Genomic DNA, 19784 nt, shown 5'->3' with positions numbered 1-19784 from the left:
GTATTATAACAGAAAAAGACAAGTTTATTTTTTTAAAGTATAATCTATCTTTACAGCTTAAACGCCATAAAGTTAAAATTTCAAATACTATTTTAGGAGATAAATGTGAGAAGCGATACTATCAAAAAAGGATTTTCACGGACACCACATAGGAGCTTGCTTCGGGGGGTTGGACTCAAAGACGAGGATTTTGACAAGCCCTTTATTGGGGTAGCCAATAGCTATATTGACATCATTCCGGGGCATTATTTTCTCAATGACTATGCCAGAATCATCAAAGAAGAAATCCGCAAAGCCGGTGCGGTGCCATTTGAATTTAACACCATTGGCGTAGATGATGGCATTGCGATGGGGCATAGCGGGATGCTTTATAGCTTACCTAGCAGGGAACTCATCGCTGATTGTATCGAAACCGTGATGAATGCCCACAAGCTCGATGCGATGATTTGTATCCCTAATTGCGACAAGATCGTCCCGGGTATGATTATGGGGGCATTGCGGGTGAATGTGCCGACGATTTTTGTAAGTGGCGGTCCGATGTTAGCAGGCACACTTGCTGATGGGAGCAGGATAGGGCTTTCACAGGTTTTTGAAGCCGTCGGAGCATATGAAGCCAAAAAAATCGATGCGGACAAGCTCTATGAGATCGAATGCAAGGCTTGCCCGAGCGGGGGGAGCTGTAGCGGGATGTTTACGGCAAATTCGATGAATACGCTTTCTGAAGCGATGGGTATTGCCTTGCCCGGTAATGGCACGATCCCCGCACAGACAAAAGAGCGAGAAGAGCTTTTGCGCCAAGCTGCTAGGCGTATCGTAGAAATCGCACTTGATAAAGAAAAAAGCGAACAATACAAAATAAAAAATATCATTAATGAAAATGCCATCAACAACGCTTTTGTCGTGGATATGGCGATGGGCGGGAGCACGAATACCGTGTTGCATATGCTTGCGATCGCCAAGGAAGCCGGCGTGGCATTCAACCTCAAAAACATCAATGAAATCGCCAAGAATGTCGCGCATTTAACCAAAATCGCCCCGGCAGTTACGAATGTATTTATGGAAGATATTAATCGCGCTGGTGGGGTCGATGCGGTGATGGCAGAGGTGAATAAGCGGGCAAACACGATAAAAGATACCCTCACAATCACGGGAAGCACGATGTTAGAGCGTATCAAAAACGCCAAGATCACCGATACGAACATCATCCATACCAACGAAACGGCATTTTCTCAAACAGGTGGGCTAAAAATCCTTTATGGCAATATCGCCAAGCAAGGGGCGGTCATCAAAGCCGGCGCAATGGCTGAAAATATGAAAGATTTTACCGGCACAGCGATTGTTTTTGACTCTCAAGAAGAAGCTATCAAGGGGATTTCTGGGGGGAAAGTGCAAGCAGGGAATGTGGTTGTTATCCGTTATGAAGGTCCAAAAGGCGGTCCGGGTATGCCTGAAATGCTTAGCCCTACAAGCCTCATTAGCGGGATGGGGTTGGGCGAATCAGTGGCGCTCATTACCGATGGGAGATTTAGCGGGGCGACCCGTGGGGCTTGTATTGGGCATATCAGCCCAGAGGCGGCGCAAGGGGGCGAGATTGGTTTGATTGAAAATGGTGACAAAATCAAAATCGATGTGAATAACGGGGTTTTGGAGTTGCTTGTTGATGAAGAAACGCTAAAAAACCGCCGTGCAAGCTTTGTCCCAAAGAAAAAAGAAATCGAGGGCAAGTGGCTCAAACGATATGCGATTTTAGTCAGCGATGCTTCTGAAGGGGCGGTGCTAAAAACGGAGCTTTGAGCTTGATATTTGGGATATAAATATCATTTATGCGAGATGGAAGCGTGAAAAGTGCCACAATTTAGGGTGTCTTTAAGGCATTTTTCAAGAGGGCATTGGGATTTTTTTGCCCTAAAATGCGCCAAATATGATAAAATTTATTTCAAATTAATACTACAAAAAGGGCTTTTATGGATGATTTAAAAAATCTGGATGCTTCAGATGTTTTAGCGGGGGGGGGGCTAGATTCTAAAAGCCCTGCTTTCAAAGATCCCCATTCCCTAAAGTCCCCCTCACAAAAACACCCGATCCCAGCTAGCACATTATCAAATAAAAATATCGTAGTTTTGATCCCTGCTTATCAGCCAGATCCAATGCTCCTTGCGCTTACTGATTCCTTGCTTAGTCTAAATTTCTGTGTTGTCATCGTAAATGATGGTTCCCCTAAAAACTTCGATAATATTTTTTCCCAAATCAACAAAAATGCGATTTTGCTAAAAAATGCCATCAATCTAGGCAAGGGCGCGGCTTTAAAAAATGGCATTAATTTTATTTTGAATCATTATCCCGCTTTGGAATTGATAATCACCGCAGATGCCGATGGACAGCATAAAATCGAAGATATTTTGAAGCTAAAAGATACATTTTTTGAGCGTGAAAATATTGATTTGGTTTTAGGGGTGCGTGAATTTGACGGCGAGGTGCCATTTAGGAGCAAATTTGGCAATAAATTAACCAGGCTGGTATTTAAGGCTATGTTTGGGAAGTCCCTGCAAGACACGCAGACTGGGCTTAGGGCATTTACACCGGAGTTTGGGAAAATAATCTTAAAAAATATTTACAATGGCTACGAATTTGAGATGGAGATGTTAGTTGAGGCGTGCAATATGGGCAAAAATATCTTGCAGGTCCCCATCAAAACCATCTACATAAATAATAATGAAAGTTCGCATTTTAATCCCATTTTTGACTCACTTAGCATATATTTCGTGCTATTTAGGCATATTAGCAACTCGCTTGTTACGGCATTAATCGACTATTTAGTTTTTGCGATTGCCTTTAGTCTGGGCTTTGGACTCCTTGCTTGTATGATAAGTGGCAGGGTTGTATCGGGGAGCTTTAACTTCATAGTTGGCAAAACGATGGTTTTTAAAACCAAGAAAAACCTGAAATTCGAGCTTTTTGCCTACATCACCCTAACCATTATTTTGATGTTTATTTCTATGCAGGGTATCAAGCTTATCTCCCTATACACGGGGGTTAGTGAGATTGTAGCAAAACCCATCGGTGAGGCATTGATCTTTGCTATTAGTTTTTTTGTGCAACGATTTTTTATCTTTACCTCTAAGTCGATGATTGTAAATGGTGGCGGGGGGGGGGGGCTAGATGTTAAGCCTACAAACTGGGAAAAATACTATTCTAGGCGAAAAAACAATCATTTTAAAATCTCAAATATCACAAGAAAGATTAGTGCAAATATGATTTTGAATCTAATAAAAAATCACAAAAATATTAATCAAATTTGTGAATTTGGTGGGGGCGATAGTTGTTTTTATACTGCTTTTAGAGAAATCTATAAAAATGCTTACTATGTAGTCTATGACAAATCCCAAAATGGCATCAATGCCTTTAATGCCAAATACATAGCCCCAAATATCCAAAGGAGCAAACAAGAGGCACATTTGGTGGATTTGATAGAAAATAAAAATCTCAAGCCCAAATTTGACCTGGTTTTTTCTGCCGGACTCATCGAACATTTTGATAGAAAAAATACCAAGACAATATGTATTCGGCATTTTGAGGCGGCAAAAAGTGGTGGGATAGTTTTGATTACATACCCAACACCCACATTGCTTTATAGAGTGATTCGCAGATCCTTAGAAAGGCTTAATCTATGGGAGTTTCACGATGAAAGGCCATTGTTTTTTGATGAGGTGGATTCTACCTGCAAAGAGTATGGCAAGCTGGTGGCTAGGAAGCTGAATTTTGCTATCGGACTCACGCAAGAGATTTTGGTTTATAAAAAATATTAAAGGAGATTTATGAATTTAGCTTTAGCGATATTGTCATTTTTTGCGGCGGTTTTTTTGCCTGGGGCGGTGCTTTATAAGATATTTTTCAAAAAATTCCACATCGATTTTTGTATCTCATCATTCCTAGCGATCAGTTTTATTTTTAGCCTATGTTTTAATTTTTACTTAGTTTATATTTTAGTGTATTTTGGGATTTACACACAGCAGGTCGTAGTGGGAATTTTCGCCATAGAGATTTTATTATTTTTAGCGTGTTTTTTTAGGGAAATTACCAGTGGCATAAAAACCCCAAATATCTTAAAATCAAATGATAGTGCCTTGAAAGTCTTGTTTTTTCTTGGGGTGCTTATCTCATTATACCTGCTAGCTTCTCTTTTGAAAGGGCAAATCTTTACTAGCTGGGATGCTGTGGCTTCTTGGAATCGATGGGGCATAGAGTGGGCTAGAGGGGATTTTGTGCTCAATGAGGGCGGATACCCGCAAATCTACCCTATGCTGTTGTCGCTAGGCTATGTGGCAAGTGCGAAGATAGCAAGCTTCCAAGCCATAGGTGTGGCTATTTATAAGTATTTTGCCTTTGTTGGGATTATTGCTTGTATATTTTTGTTTTTTAAAGATTCGCTAAAAAATGCCATTTTCGGATTTGTTTTAAGCGCTCTTATTTGGCTTGTATTTGTGCGTTTGAGCGGGGAATTTTACATAGGTTATGTGGATTTGCCAGTTGCTATGGTGATTTTGATCGCTATGCTATTTTTGACAAAAGCCAGCTTTCTTTTAGAAGAAGCCTCAGCGGGGAAAGAGATAGATTTAGGGAGTATAAATTTTTATCTGATTTTTGGGGCGATCGCTGCTGGGATTAGTGCAGAAATAAAGCAGGCAGGCTTGTTTTGCTGTGTCGTTTATCTAGCTGGCTTGCTATATCTTAGATTTTTACACCCCAAAAAAGTTAATTTCAAAACTATTGTCATTTGCTTCTTTGCGATTTTGTTTTTTTGCGCCCCGTGGGTGATAATCGCCATTTACAAAAAGCTATATCTCAACACCGATGCGACAAATCTCAGTTACACAATGGAGGCGATCTATGATGGCAAGGGGCGATTGGAGAGGCTCTATATCGCGATAAAGCACCACAAGTTTTACACGATTTTATTTCTCGTATCGCTATTGGCACTAAAACTCAAAAATAAAATATTGGCATTCTTAGCGATTTTTGGATTTTTGTATTTTATTTTTTGGGGGATGAATCTAAGCTATGATGATCGCAATCTGCAAGCCGGTTTGCCTTTGATGATTGTTGCGCTCGGGGCTGTGATTGTATATTTTGTGCCATCTATCCAAAAAATATTTTTGAATAAATTTTTGCAATTATATTTGTTTGCATACAAAAAAATCGCCCTTATTTTTGTGGGTTTCGTGGCTATCGGCTTGATCGTAGCGCCTTTTAACCAAAATGCTGTTTTAAAAAGCGAGGAAAAAAGATCAGCTTTTGTGGATGCGCCATTTTTTAATTCAATGGTTGCCAATACCTTTGAAAAAAAAGGTAAAAAATATGTTATTTTTAATAATAAATTATTGCGTTTAAAGTGGATTGATGATAATTATAAATTTTATAATTTTTTGGATTTTTCATCCCAAGATGAGCTTTTGGAATACGCAAACAAGCTAAAGCATAAATATGATGGGGTGTATGTGGTGCTGGCAAAAAGCGAGCTTGACAAATATCGTGATTTTGTGAATATGGCAAGTAAAATCAGAGATTCTAGGGAATATAGTATATTTGAATACAAGTAAATCCCAGTGCGAGGCTAGTGAAGCCAAGTAGTTAGTTTTCGAATTTTCTCAAGCCACCCAAGCAACGACAAAGGCTAGCAGTTTCAGGATTTCAAACCTTAGAAACTCTACCCACTCACCCCAAGTTGATGAGGCAAGCGTAGTGCGACCATAACTCGGGTGGGCGGGTCAGAATCCTTTAGGAACGTAGGGCAGTTTCACTGCCCGAAGTGGTCTTCAGGTTTGTTTCTAAACAAACCGAGTAAAACATAATGACAAACCTTAGAAATTTATCTCCAATACACAAAGCAACGCTTTGAATATGAGATGATTACTTTAGGAGCGTTTGGGGGCTTTGCCTCCAAAAAGCGGTCTTTAGGTTCAGTTTTTGCAAAAACTGAACCGCATAAACATAATGTAACAATTCGATACATCTTATCCAAAAATAAATTTATCGGAATGGTTTTGTTATTAAGCGAATTTTGATTATTATAGAATATTCATCTGGATAAAAATTATCGGTCAAAATGAAGGAGATTGCGATGAAAGATTTGGAAGATTTTATCACTGATTACAAACAAGCACAAGCCCTAAGAGAACAAGAAGGAATCCCCCCATTACCGCTGAATGCGAGTCAAGTCAAGGAAGTCATTGGTATTTTGATGGATACTTTAGCGAGCCAATCTGACAAGGAATTTGCTAAGGAACTTTTGATCCATCGGGTGAGTCCGGGTGTCGATGAGGGGGCAAAAATCAAGGCAGAATTTTTGGGAAAAGTCTCAAACGGCGAACTTAAATGCGATGATTTTTCAGCCCTTGAAGCCATCAAATATCTCGGCACGATGCTGGGGGGTTATAATGTGAAATTTTTGATTGATGGTATCCAAAATAACGACATAACTATCGCAAAAGAAGCCGCTTTGGCCTTGAAACATACACTGCTAGTTTATGAGGCATTTGATGAGGTCGCAAAGCTTTCTGCTAACAACCCCTTGGCAAAAGAAATCATTAAGTCTTGGGCAGATGCGGAGTGGTTTTTGAGCAAGGAAGCCTTGCCTGCTGTGATGGAAATGTGTGTGCTAAAGATTGATGGGGAGACTAATACCGATGATTTGAGCCCTGCAAGCGATGCTTTTACACGGAGTGATATTCCCCTGCACGCCAAAGCAATGCTCAAAAGTCGCATCCCTGAGTATGAAAAACGTCTTGAAAACGTGAAATCAAAGGGTATCCCTGTGGCTTATGTGGGCGATGTTGTCGGGACTGGGAGCTCAAGAAAATCCGCTTGCAATTCCATTATGTGGCATTTTGGACACACTATCCCTTATGTGCCTAACAAAAAGAGCGGGGGCGTGGTGATTGGCGGGGTGATCGCACCGATATTTTTCAATACTTGCGAAGACAGCGGGGCATTGCCTATCATCGCTGATGTTAGGGAGCTCAAAGAGGGCGATATTATCAAAATCCACCCTTACAAAGGTATCATCGAGCGTGATGGCAAGACTATTAGTTCATTTGAACTCACGCCCAATACGATTGTCGATGAAATGCGTGCGGGTGGGCGTATCCCTTTGATTATTGGTCGGGGTTTGACAAACAAAGCCAGAAAGTTTTTGGGCTTGGGAGAATCCGAAGTATTTGCCAAGCCAGAAATCCCCAAAGATACGGGCAAGGGCTACACATTGGCACAAAAGATTGTCGGGAAAGCTTGCGGGGTCAAAGGCGTGCGCCCGGGGACTTATTGTGAGCCACTAGCGACAACGGTTGGCAGTCAGGACACTACAGGGGCGATGACACGCGATGAGGTCAAGGAATTAGCGAGCTTGAGCTTTAGTGCGGATTTTGTGTTGCAGAGTTTTTGCCATACAGCTGCCTATCCCAAACCCGCAGATGTGAGCTTGCAAGCGACTTTGCCCGAATTTATGACAACCCGTGGGGGCGTGGCACTGCGTCCAAAGGATGGTATTATCCACTCCTGGATCAATCGGATGTGCTTGCCTGATACACTAGGAACGGGCGGGGATAGCCATACCCGATTCCCCATAGGGATGAGTTTCCCTGCTGGTAGCGGGCTGGTAGCCTTTGCTGCTGTAACCGGTGCGATGCCACTAAATATGCCTGAATCAGTGCTAGTGCGCTTCAAGGGTTCATTAAACCCTGGGATTACCTTGCGGGATTTGGTCAATGCGATACCCTATTATGCTATCAAGCAGGGATTGCTTAGTGTGGAGAAAAAAGGCAAGAAAAACATCTTTAACGGGCGTATTTTGGAAATCGAGGGCTTGGGTGATATCAAGGTCGAACAAGCATTTGAACTCAGTGATGCCAGTGCAGAGAGAAGCGCGGCAGCTTGCAGTATCCTCTTAAACAAAGAGCCCATTATCGAATATTTGCGTTCTAATATTGAATTGATCGAAAAGATGATCCAAGATGGGTATCAAAATGCCCAAACCCTCAAACGGCGCGCAGATAAAATGCGTGAATGGATAGAAAATCCGGTGTTGTTGCAACCGGACAAAGATGCTGAATATGCCGCTGTGATTGAGATTGATTTGGCTGATATTAAAGAACCTATCTTGGCTTGTCCCAATGATCCTGATGATGTTGCGACATTGAGCGAGATATTGGCAAATCCGCAAAGACCCCACCATATTGATGAGGTTTTTATTGGTAGCTGTATGACAAATATCGGGCATTTTAGGGCATTTGGCGAAATCGTCAAGGGAGCAGGCGCTTCTCCTGCTAGGGTCTGGATAGCCCCACCGACAAAAATGGATGAAAAACAACTCACAAAAGAGGGGTATCTTTCGATATTTGGAGCTGCGGGTGCTAGGATGGAAGTCCCCGGATGTAGCCTATGTATGGGAAATCAAGCGCGCGTTAGGGATAATGCGGTGGTTTTTTCTACCTCGACGAGAAATTTTGATAATCGGATGGGAAAAGGCGCACAAGTTTATTTGGGAAGTGCCGAACTCGGCGCTGTTTGTGCGCTTCTTGGTCGGTTGCCTAGCACACAAGAGTATTTGGAGCTTGTGCCTGAAAAACTCCAAGGCAAGAAAGAAAATATTTACAAATATCTAAACTTCAATTTAATGGAAGATTTTAGTCTATAATGCTTTTTTCTTTAGGTATTCGCTGGCGTTTTTATGATGCACGAATGCCCTAGATTAGCAAACAATAACATTGGGAAAAATAACTACATAAAACATAGATGAGATTATCGAGTTCGCTTTTATTTGTCAGGATTTAAAATAAATCTTTTTCAAAAATCCTCCTTGAAAACATTGACAATATTTTTAAAGCGCTCTTGATTCTCTTTAGCAAAATAGTTTTTCAGGGGGATTTCATCATTGATAGAAAAATTAAGAATGCTGTCTTTATTTGAGAATATGGACGACTCGTTTTTGTCAGAGATTTATCGTTTTAGCAAGATAAGATCTTATCCGAAGGATTTTATTTTGTTTTATGAGGGGCAAAAGATGGAGCAGTTTTTGTTTTTGTTGAGTGGATCGGTGAGTATCGATAAATTCGATCGTTTTGGGAATAAAAAATACCTTTATGGTATCCACTCCAGACAGGATGACCGGGATGATTTTTTGCTTATCAATGATATTGGTTTTGAAGAGATTAAAACCTTTGGAAATGCTTCGATTTTAGAAGATAGCGAAATTTTGAGTATTGATGCTAAAAAATTGCTTGAATCTGCTAAGCGTGATGTGAATTTTTTTCAGAATTTGACCAAACAAATCATTTTGAAAAACCAAATCCTTAGTGAAATCATCAATCGGGATATTATTTTTGATGCGATGGCAAAGCTTGCTTATATGCTCGATAAACATCTCTATCGTTTCAACTCAACCCAGCGTCAAGAGATTGCCTACCAGCTCAATATCCAGCCTGAAACGCTTTCTAGGATTTTGAAAAAACTCAAGCAAGATGAAATCATCAAGGCCGATGATGATGGGAATGTGATAATTGATGACAAGGCTAGGTTGCAAGAAATTTATAAAATATAAGAGGAAGTATGAAATTAGCTTTTAAAAAACCCATTTCTTCGAGGCTTTCTGCCATCGCGGGTGTAACGTTTGTTGTGGTTTTTTTGGTTATTATTATTAATATCTATATTAACAAGAAGAATCTCGCTTTGAGTGGTATCCTCAACCAGCTTGCTTTTGAGATACGCCTATCCCAGACGATGGCGAAAGAAGTATTTTTAAACAATTATCAAAATAGTAGTAATTTTGATGAACTCAATCGTGAAATTGAGCTTTTTGAAGAAAAATTCAATGCGTTATATTATCGCCATAGCGCTACGGATTTTTTTTGGTTAGACAAAAAGAATGCCAAAAAACTTTTTGAAGACTTGCGCTCCCAGTGGCAGATTTTGAGCAATAGTATCCAATCGTATCAGATAGCTACAGCGAGTTTGCATAATAATAAAAAATTTCTTTTTCAAAACAACAAAAAACTTTTAGATATGAGTGATACGATTGTCAAAGAAATGTTGCAAGCCAATCTTTCTCAAGAAGAAATCAACACAGCAGGCAAGCAAAGGATGTTGTCCCAGCGTATTTTGTATCAGCTTGTCGTTTATAGTGTGAATCACGATGCAAGCGTGTATCAGGATTTTTTAAAATGTTTTGAGAAATATAATGCAGTGATTTTGAGTTTTTATACCCGCCCAACTTATAAACATAATAAATCGCTTTATCGTGCCATTGTCGCAAATTATGATTTTTGGCAAGAATATGCGATGAATATCCGCCAAGTCATCGCCAATCAGGATGCTGTTTTTGAATCTTTGCAACGCACGAACGTATATGGGACCTTGCTGACACAAAATCTCAAAAAGCTTTATGAGATTTATGAAATATCGAGTTTCAAAACCGAATGGGTATTCAATATTTTTCAATATGTTGCTGTAACGATGGTTTTGTTGGTGATTTTTGGATTGTTTTTTACGACATTTTGGGTCAAGAAACAAATCAAAAATTTTGTGAATTATTTTAAGGATATGAGTGCTAATAGCACTTCTAGTATTCAGATTGATGAAAACACTGAACTCGCCCAAGCGAAGCGAAATATCGATGATTTTATCCATCGGGTTCAAAAGACAAAGGAAAGTTCATTGCTTGCCAAACAGCTTGGCGAGCAGATTCATAATGAGATTTTAGAAATTAGTAGCCATATCAAGGCGCATTTGGAAGAAAAAAACTTCAGCCAAGAACAAAAAGAAGAAATCCAAAAGCAAATCAGTATGAGCGAATACATCGCGATCCAATCAAGCGATGAGCTTATCAATATCACCAGAAAGCTTGAAAAACTAAGCGATTCGATGGATAAATCGATATGTATTTATAATAATTGTTTGTTATGCAAGGAAAATAATGACAAAAAACCCCAATCGTGAAGCGCTCAATCTTGAGCGTTCAAACCGATATAAAGCTCCTTTTTGTATTCTAAAAATTTTCCTTCGATGATGGCATTTCTTGCGCCTTTTACCAGGTTGAGATAATATTTGAGATTGTGAATGCTTGCTAGTCGGTGGTAGGTGATTTCATTGGCTCTAAAAAGATGGTGCAAGTAGGCTTTTGAATAGTTTTTGCACGTATAGCAGTCGCATTTTTCATCCAAAGGCGAATCATCGAGCCGATATTTGCTCGATTTGATGGCAATCTTGCCACGAGATGTAAAAAGCGTGGCATTTCTAGCATTTCTAGTCGGCATTACACAATCAAACATATCCACACCCCGCTCGATAGCTTCGATGATATTTTCAGGAGTGCCCACGCCCATCAGGTATCGGGGCTTTTCTTTGGGTAAATATGCATTAACACATTCGATGGTGTCATACATTTCTTGGGCGCTCTCCCCTACGGCTAACCCCCCGATGGCATACCCATCAAATTCCCCAAGACTACAGAGTTCTTTGGCACTCTGGATACGCATTTGCTCATCGGTCCCGCCTTGCGTGATAGCAAATAAGCGATTATTTGCACCAAGTTTTTTCTTTTCAAGATGGTATTGCAGGCTTTCTTTTGCCCATTGGGTGGTTTTTTGGACCGAGAGGGCAATACGTTCTTTGGGGGCAGGCAGCCCGATGAGATCATCTAAAACCATCATAATATCACTATGAAGTGCGTATTGGATATCAAGGACTTTTTGGGGCGTGAAAAAATGCTCGCTCCCATCAATGTGGGATTTGAATGCAATGCCATTATCGTGTTTTTTCATATTTTGACTCAAACTAAAAGCCTGAAACCCCCCACTATCGGTCAAAAAATTGCCATTATACCCGCTAAATCCGTGCAACCCGCCGAGGGTTTTGATGGTGTTTTCTCCAGGTCTTAGATAGAGATGATAGGTGTTTGCAAGGATAATGTTAGTTTGGAGATGGTTTGTAATATCGATCGCATCAAGTCCTTTGACACAAGCCTGCGTGCCTACAGGCATAAAAATCGGCGTTTGGACTTCGCCGTGAGGCAACGTGATAGTGGTCGCACGGGCGTGTTTTGCACATTTATCAATGGCATCAATTCTGAAATCCATATTTTAAACCTTTTGGTATAATCATCATAAATTTTTAATTAAGGGACATTTTGAAAAAAATCGTTTTGATTGCTGATGGCATTGTAGCAAAAAAGTTTTTGAGTGTCGTGCTGGAAAAATATTTCAGCAACAATCTTTATATTGTCGTCTCAAAAGATCAAAGCGTTGTTCCTGAAAAAATTCCTAGCACGTTCAATTTCCAGATTTTTGATCCTACTTCTTCTTATCGGCTTTTGAGCGTGATGGATGCGGATGTGAGCGATGTTTTTATCATTATGGAAAACCCCGCAGAACGTGAGATCGTATATGAAATCATCAAAAGCAGATACAAAGATATCCGCATTATTTTGAGTGCGTATGAAGATGAAATTGCCTTGAAAGCGATTCTTGAGGATGAAAAAGTCGTTTTGATGGAAGAAGCCCAGATTATTGCAGGGAGATTGCTTGCTAGGTTGCCAAATGTCCCGCTCATCCCGCAAGGCTTTGGGCTTGAGCAAGGCGAGGTGATGGAGATTGGCGTTCCATTTGGGAGCGTGTTTGCTTACCGCCATATCGGCTCTATCCAGCAAAAAAACTACAAAATCGTTGGGATTTATCGCCATAGCGAGTTTTTGTTGAGTAATTATTCGATGGTTATCCAGCCCCGAGATATTCTCCTTGTAGCCGGCGATCCCCGTGTGCTTGATAATGTCTATCGCCAGATCAAAAGCGATATTGGGCAATTCCCCGCCCCATTTGGTCGGGATGTGTATGTGTATGTCGATACGTTGTTACAATCCCAAAAGGCTGTGATGCGAGACATTACGCAGGCATTGCATTTTCACCGCCATACCAAAAGCAATAAGCTCTACATTCGGGTGTTAAACCCTGCGAATCTTGATTTGCTCCAAGAGATAAAAAGTCTTGATGGAAGCGATGTAAGCGTGTCTTTGGACTATAATGGATTGGATTTTATTACCAAACTCAAAGAAGATGCGGAGAAAAAAATCGGCTTGGTTGTTATTGGCAAAGAGATTTTTAGCTCTCGGCATTGCCGTAAAGCGTTATTTGAAATCGCCACACCTGTTTTGAAAACGGGTTCAAGGGATTTTAAAAACGTTAAAGAAAGCGTTGTGGTGCTCAATGAGGAAATGAATGCGGGGGAAAATATTTCCTCGATTATTTTTGATATTTCTATCCAGATGGATTTGGGCGTGCTTTTATATGATTTTGAGCCTGATGGGCATTATCAAGTCCAGATTACCCAAGATTATGAGAATCTTTCACGCATTTTTGACAAAAAAATTCGGGTGAGTCGCACCAATTCTAAAAACCCGGTTTTGTTCCTCAAAGAAACCAAGCAACCCCTCTTGCAATTTTTGCCATTTGAAGCTTGTATCACCCGCACAAGATTTTTTTGGTTTTTATCTACCAAGGTCGAAAAAATATCCTTTATGCTCGATAATAATCCCCAAATTTTTATCCCGATTATGGAATGATGGGGATTGAATAGACAATGGAAATAAAATAATGGAAACAATCACTATCAGCCTGACACAAGGAACATACCCCGTTGTTATCGGACCGCTTCAAAAGATCACCCACCCAGGCAAAGTCCTTGTGGTTAGCAATCCTAAGGTCGCCGGGCTGTATCTCTCCAAATTGCTAGAAGCTATCAGTGCACCCGAAATTTATGTGAGTATTGTCCCTGATGGGGAGTATTACAAAAGCTTTGCAACTTGCGAACAAATCCTTGAAACTGCCTTTACTTCTCGGCTAGATCGAAAATCTTTGATGATTGCCTTGGGTGGGGGTGTGATAAGCGATATGACGGGATTTGTGAGTGCTATTTATCAAAGAGGCATTGATTTTATCGCTGTTCCTACAACGCTTTTGGCACAAGTGGATGCCTCTGTGGGGGGTAAAACGGGCATTAATAATCGTTTTGGCAAAAACTTAGTCGGCGTTTTTCACCAGCCAAAAGCCGTGTATATCGACCCATCTTTTTTATCCACCTTGCCACAAAGGGAATTTTACGCCGGTGTGGCTGAAATCATCAAAATGGCAGTTTGTTTTGATAAGGAATTTTTTATTTGGTTGCAAACGGCTGATTTGAATGAGCCAGAAACGCTTAGCGTTGCGATTTCAAAGAGTGTGCGTATCAAAGCGGGGGTGGTGTCTTCTGATGAGAAAGAACAAGGCGTGCGGGCGGGCTTGAACTATGGGCATACCTTTGGGCACGTGATCGAAAACCAGACCAATTATGCGGTGTTTTTGCACGGGGAGGCTGTGGCGATTGGGATGTTGATGGCAAATGCAATGAGCGTGGCATTGGGGCATTTGAGTGCTAAAGAATCAGGCGAAATCACGGCACTTTTGAAGCGATATGATTTGGATTTGGATTATAGGATAGCCGATGTTGGGGCATTTTATGATAAGTTTTTTTTGGACAAAAAATCCCAGCAACAAAAAATTAAATTTGTCCTGCCTCGCGGTATTGGGGATTTGCTGATGATTGAAGATGTGCCAAAAGATGTCGTGATGGGGATTTTGAGACAATGGGAAAAATAATGAGATTTTTTATTTTGCTTGCGTTATTTGCGGGGTTTTTGTGGGCAGCGCCCAATAGCGCTGAGATAGATTCTCTCAAATCCCAAATCGCTACTTTGGATAAAAAACTCGCCTCCAGTAATAATATTTGGCTAAAAAAATACGCCAATTTTGAAACCTACAGCCAGATTTATGCTGAGATACAAAATATCCAAAAAGAACTCAAACATTTAAAAAATCTCAAAAGTCCTGATGATCTCAAAATCAGCACGCTTACCCACAGGCTAGAGACTTTGCAACGCCAGCAAGAACTTTTTGAGGAATACCGAAGCAACCCCTTTAAAGAACTCATCGAAAAGCCACAAATCGAGAATTTTCCCGATGTTACCAATCCTATCGCGATTATCGGGGGCATTTCTTTTATCAAAAGTTTAGAAAATCAACAACTCATCCTCAAAAGAAACCAAAATGCACTCGAAAACGTTTTGAAAGATTTGGACAAAAAATATTCCTTGCTTACCAGCCTCTATGCGCTCCAAAATTCCAAAGAAAACGCCCAAGCTATCTATCAAACCCAGAGCAAAAAACTTGAACTTCAAAGCGCTCAAAATATCTTGAAAACCACGTTGGATGTTTATGACAAAGACAGCGATGAGGCGATACAAAAGATTTCAACTCAAATCAAAAATCAAATCTTTAAGCTCATATACATCGGTTTGGCGGTGTTTATTAGCATTGCTTTTGCTTTGGGTTTGAAGGTTTTTGTGCGCCGGTATATCCACGATAATGAGCGAGCTTATACCGCCAGCAAAATCATCAACTTTTTTAATATCAGTATTATTGTTTTGATTCTTTTGTTTGCGTATTTGGAAAATGTAACGTATTTGGTCGCGGTCTTGGGTTTTGCTTCAGCGGGCTTGGCGATTGCGATGAAAGATTTGTTTATGAGTGTTTTGGGCTGGCTAGCTATCATCATCGGGGGGAGTGTGCACGTAGGTGATCGTATCCGAGTTGCCAAAGAGGGCAATGTATATGTCGGCGATGTGCTGGATATTTCGATGTTGCGTATCACGATGTATGAGGATGTTACCCTCACGACCTATCAAGAAAATCGCCGTGCAGGCAGGATTGTTTTTATCCCAAATAATTATATTTTCACCACGATGATTTCTAACTACACGCACGGGGGGATGAAAACCGTGTGGGATGGGATTGATTTTACGATTACGTTTGATTCCAACTACAAAAAAGCCCTGCAAATCGCCTCGGATGCTGCTACAAAATATTCAAAGGGATATACAGAAATCACCCGCAAACAGCTCAATAAAATGCGGGATAAATATTCTTTGCGGAACAATAATGTCGAACCCAAAACATTCAGTATGATAGAAAATAATGGTATCAAAATCTCGGTGTGGTATCAGACCAATGCGTATGCGACATTGACCCTAAGGAGCACGATTTCAACCGAGATTATCGAAAATATCCTCAAAGAGCCGGATATTTTCATCGCTTATGCGACTACCAAGCTTGTAAAAGATGGCACAGATGGGTTTGGCAATAAGCCTGCAAAATCCCAAGCCCCTTTGAATATTGATGATTGAGAGGGATTAAGAATGCGCCAAAAGGTATTTTTCAAGACATTTGGTTGTCGGACCAATCTTTTTGATACGCAGGTAATGCGAGAAAATCTCAAGCATTTTGATTGTGTTGATAGCGAAGAAAATGCTGATATTATTGTGGTAAATTCTTGCACGGTTACCAATGGGGCTGAAAGTGGGGCGAGGAGCTATGTCAATCGCTTGCAAAAAAGTGGCAAAAAGGTTTATTTCACCGGCTGTGGGGTAAAGACGCAAGGGCAAAGCCTTTTTCAAAAAGACCTTGTTTTTGGGGTTTTTGGGCATTCTCAAAAAGAAAAAATCGATGATTTTTTGCGATTTGATAAAACATTTTTTTATGATGATGATTTAAAAGCTTTGCATTTAGACAAAACCATTGTTACGGAATTTGTGGGGAAATCCCGTGCGTTTATTAAGGTCCAAGAGGGCTGTGATTTTGCGTGCAATTATTGCATTATCCCCTCTGTGCGGGGCAAGGCACGGAGTATGGAAGAAGCCAAGATTTTAGAGCAAGTCCGTGTGCTTGCTGGTGGGGGGATTTCAGAAATCGTGCTTACAGGCACAAATGTCGGGAGCTATGGGAGTGATAAGGGGAGCAATATCGCCACGCTTATCAAGGCGATCGCACGCATTGATGGGATTAGGCGGATTCGTGTAGGGAGCTTGGAACCTAGCCAGATTGGGGAGGAATTTTTAGAGATTTTGGATAGTGATTTTTTGGAAAAACATCTCCATATCGCTCTGCAATATACGGAGGATTCAATGCTAGAGCGGATGAATCGGCGCAATCGTTTCGAGCAAGATTATGAGCTTTTAAGCTACATCGCTCAAAAAGGCTTTGCTTTGGGCACGGATTTTATCGTAGGGCATCCCGGAGAAAGCGAGGCAGTTTGGCAACAAGCGTTTAGTAACATCAAGGCCTTGCCACTCACTCACGTGCATCCTTTTATCTATAGTATCCGTGATAATACCCCATCAGCGTCGATGAAGCCTGTTGTCAATGGGGCTGTTGCCAAAGAAAGATTGCACCTTTTGAATGCGTTGGTAAAATCCAAAAATCTTGATTTTAGGAAGCGACTAAAAGCGCAGGGCAAGGCGTTGTCTGTTTTGATAGAAAGCGGGGATAATGGCGTTTATACTGGCTTGGATGAGTATTTCAACAAAATCCGTATCCACACACAGCACCCCATTACATCAAAATGGCTACAAACAACAGATTATGAAGTGTTAGATGAGGTAAATTGCATTGAAATCTAAAAATCTACTCATTGGGATTATCGGTTTATTGGTTGTGATGGTTTTGGCTGTATTTTTGCTATTCAAGGACAATTCTACGCTGGTGAGTGCGCAAGAATTTGAGGGATTTTTACATTCGAGTGATGGGGGCGCTAAAAATGTCTGGATTGATGATGATTATATTTATTTGCAACTAGCGGGCAAATATTATAAAACCGCTCGAGCTACGTTTGCGCTTTCAGATCTCACAGATTTTCCTATCAAGCTCAAAAGCCATATGAGCTTTGGCAAGGTGTTTTCTGGTATTGGATTTTTGATCGTGATAGCCATCGGATTAGCCGTGCTTGCACGGGCGTTGTTTTTGATGTTTGGCAAACAGCCCCCGTTGATAAATGCCACTACTTCTGTGCCTTTTGCCTCTCGCCCTCTCTCAGAAAATCCCGATAAACTTGATGAAAGTCCCTCGCCCGCTTCGCCGATAACATCCTCTGTGAAATTTGAAGATGTTGCGGGTATCAAAGAGGTCAAGGAAGAACTTTTTGAAATCATCGATTACCTCAAAAATCCCAAAAAATACCAAGAATTAGGCATTGCTTTGCCAAAGGGTATTTTGCTCGTAGGTCCTCCAGGTGTGGGGAAAACGATGATTGCCAAAGCTGTGGCTGGGGAAGCAGGCGTGCCGTTTTTTTATCAGAGTGGTTCTAGCTTTGTGCAAATTTATGTCGGTATGGGGGCAAAGCGTGTGCGTGAGCTATTTTCTAAAGCCAAGGCACACGCCCCATCGATTGTATTTATCGATGAAATCGATGCTGTGGGTAAGGCAAGGGGAGAAAATCGCAATGATGAGAGAGAATCCACGCTCAATGAGCTTCTGACTGAAATGGATGGGTTTGAGGAGAGCACGGGTGTGATCGTAATTGGAGCGACGAATAAGATTGATGTCATCGATGAAGCCTTGCTTCGGAGCGGTCGATTTGATCGGAGGGTTTATGTTGGGTTGCCTGATTTGGATGAGCGCATACAGATATTAGAGGTCTATCTCAAAGGCAAAAGCCACGCTCTAAATCTCCCTGAGGTCGCTAAAATGTGCGTGGGGTTTAGCGGGGCGATGATTGCTTCGCTGGTGAATGAAAGTGCCTTGAATGCTTTTAGGCGAAAAAGCCCGCTGATTGAGAGCAAAGACATAGCAGAAGTCAAAGATAAGGTGGCACTTGGCAAAAAGAAAATCCAATCGTTTAGCGAAAAGGAAAAAAATATCCTTGCGATTTATCAGTCTGCCAAAGCCATCAGTGCGTATTGGCTAGATGTCGAGTTTGATAAACTCACGTTGATGGGGGATTTTATCCTTGATATTGACAAAGAAGTTCTTAGTAGGAGTGAGATGAATAATAAAATAAAAGTTTATCTTAGTGGGACAATCGCCTTGGAACTGGTGTTTGATGAGAAATACACCAATGCCCGTGAAGACATCAAAAAAGCCCGCCAAATCGCTAAAGAAATGTGCGAAGAATATGCGATGGCAAGCCGTATTCTCACCAATGAGGCTGATATTTCAGAAATCCTTACTCTTGCTTATGAAGAACAGCGGGAATTTCTTGCCAACTCCAAAGAAAGCATTCTCTTGCTTGCGAAAAAATTACTCGAAAAAGAAAAGCTAAATAGAGAGGCTATCAACGAGATTATCCGTGTATTTTAGCGGGTTTTGTTTCCACGATGAGGAGGAGCTTTTTGAGGCTTTTATCTCAAAACGGGGTGTTTATGATATTTGCGGGTTCAGCTATGGGGCGCAAAAGGCGATGGATTTAGCTTTCCAGAGGGCAAAAAACCATTGGCGTATCCACCGACTGATTCTCCTTTCCCCAGCGATTTTCCAGCAAAAAAATCACGCCTATAAAGCAGTCCAAATCAATGCGTTCCAAAAAAATCCCCAAAGCTATGTGGATAAATTTTTGCGACTTTGTGGTGTTGATGCAAGCGTTGATGAAAATATCGCGCGTTATACACATTTGGGGGATTTATTTGAGCTTACCGAGCTTTTGGGGTATGTCTGGGATAGCCAAAAATTGCGCCAGATAGCAGATTTGGGTGTGGAGATTGCAGTTTATCTGGGTGGGGAAGATAAGATTATTGACCCCATATATGCAATGGATTTTTTCGCACCCTTTAGTAGGGTTTGCTTGATAAAAACTGCAAATCATTGCCTAAAAACTAGCTCGTGATGGATTTATGGTTGGGGTGTTTTGATGAAAAGATTAAAATTACTATCAAAAGTGAT

The 19784-nt window shown here is 41.0% G+C and carries 13 protein-coding genes; 12 read left to right on the top strand and 1 reads right to left on the bottom strand.

Annotated features, from left to right (window positions below; translation table 11 throughout):
* Window positions 1-105: 105 nt before the first annotated feature.
* From ilvD to BJI48_RS07460, 6 genes are all read left to right on the top strand, one after another.
* A complete protein-coding gene (ilvD, locus tag BJI48_RS07485) occupies window positions 106-1794 on the top strand; it encodes a dihydroxy-acid dehydratase (RefSeq protein WP_095333582.1) in 1689 nt (562 codons plus the stop codon).
* A 170-nt stretch (window positions 1795-1964) separates the two neighbouring features.
* Window positions 1965-3806: a glycosyltransferase gene (locus BJI48_RS07480; RefSeq protein ID WP_095333580.1), complete on the top strand. Its 1842-nt coding sequence runs from the start codon at window positions 1965-1967 to the stop codon at window positions 3804-3806.
* A gap of 9 nt (window positions 3807-3815) precedes the next feature.
* Window positions 3816-5597 (top strand): hypothetical protein, encoded by a 1782-nt coding sequence (locus BJI48_RS07475; protein ID WP_095333578.1) that lies wholly within the window; start codon window positions 3816-3818, stop codon window positions 5595-5597.
* A gap of 521 nt (window positions 5598-6118) precedes the next feature.
* Window positions 6119-8689, top strand: a complete 2571-nt coding sequence (gene acnB, locus BJI48_RS07470; RefSeq protein ID WP_180763088.1) for a bifunctional aconitate hydratase 2/2-methylisocitrate dehydratase — start codon at window positions 6119-6121, stop codon at window positions 8687-8689.
* Window positions 8690-8926: 237 nt separating this feature from the next.
* Window positions 8927-9592 carry a Crp/Fnr family transcriptional regulator gene (locus tag BJI48_RS07465; RefSeq protein ID WP_143428784.1) on the top strand — a complete coding sequence of 222 codons (666 nt, stop codon included), beginning with the start codon at window positions 8927-8929 and terminating at the stop codon, window positions 9590-9592.
* 8 nt (window positions 9593-9600) lie between these two features.
* A complete protein-coding gene (locus BJI48_RS07460) occupies window positions 9601-10986 on the top strand; it encodes a hypothetical protein (RefSeq protein ID WP_095333573.1) in 1386 nt (461 codons plus the stop codon).
* A 5-nt stretch (window positions 10987-10991) separates the two neighbouring features.
* Here the strand turns inward: BJI48_RS07460 and tgt are convergent, their stop codons facing one another.
* Entirely contained in the window at window positions 10992-12125 is a 1134-nt protein-coding gene (gene tgt / locus BJI48_RS07455) for a tRNA guanosine(34) transglycosylase Tgt (RefSeq protein WP_095333571.1), read from the bottom strand.
* 50 nt (window positions 12126-12175) lie between these two features.
* Here tgt and BJI48_RS07450 point away from each other — a divergent pair, with 50 nt between their 5' ends.
* The 6 genes from BJI48_RS07450 to bioV are packed head-to-tail and all read left to right on the top strand — an operon-like array spanning window position 12176 to window position 19728.
* Window positions 12176-13603 (top strand): TrkA C-terminal domain-containing protein, encoded by a 1428-nt coding sequence (locus BJI48_RS07450; protein WP_095333568.1) that lies wholly within the window; start codon window positions 12176-12178, stop codon window positions 13601-13603.
* Between the two features lie 31 nt (window positions 13604-13634).
* Window positions 13635-14675, top strand: a complete 1041-nt coding sequence (aroB, locus tag BJI48_RS07445) for a 3-dehydroquinate synthase (protein ID WP_095333566.1) — start codon at window positions 13635-13637, stop codon at window positions 14673-14675.
* Window positions 14675-16258, top strand: a complete 1584-nt coding sequence (locus tag BJI48_RS07440) for a mechanosensitive ion channel domain-containing protein (protein WP_095333563.1) — start codon at window positions 14675-14677, stop codon at window positions 16256-16258. The genes aroB and BJI48_RS07440 overlap by 1 nt, the downstream gene beginning before the upstream one ends.
* A gap of 12 nt (window positions 16259-16270) precedes the next feature.
* On the top strand, window positions 16271-17530 hold the full coding sequence (mtaB, locus tag BJI48_RS07435) for a tRNA (N(6)-L-threonylcarbamoyladenosine(37)-C(2))-methylthiotransferase MtaB (RefSeq protein ID WP_095333561.1): 1260 nt from the start codon (window positions 16271-16273) through the stop codon (window positions 17528-17530).
* Window positions 17520-19205 (top strand): ATP-dependent metallopeptidase FtsH/Yme1/Tma family protein, encoded by a 1686-nt coding sequence (locus tag BJI48_RS07430; RefSeq protein ID WP_343286668.1) that lies wholly within the window; start codon window positions 17520-17522, stop codon window positions 19203-19205. Before mtaB ends, BJI48_RS07430 begins: the two co-directional genes overlap by 11 nt.
* On the top strand, window positions 19195-19728 hold the full coding sequence (gene bioV, locus BJI48_RS07425; protein ID WP_095333559.1) for a pimelyl-ACP methyl ester esterase BioV: 534 nt from the start codon (window positions 19195-19197) through the stop codon (window positions 19726-19728). The genes BJI48_RS07430 and bioV overlap by 11 nt, the downstream gene beginning before the upstream one ends.
* The last annotated feature ends 56 nt before the right edge of the window (window positions 19729-19784 follow it).

The organism is Helicobacter sp. 11S02596-1 (assembly GCF_002272825.1).
In the GTDB taxonomy this organism is placed as follows: domain Bacteria; phylum Campylobacterota; class Campylobacteria; order Campylobacterales; family Helicobacteraceae; genus Helicobacter_J.
This window is presented reverse-complemented; position numbering and strand designations above follow the sequence as displayed.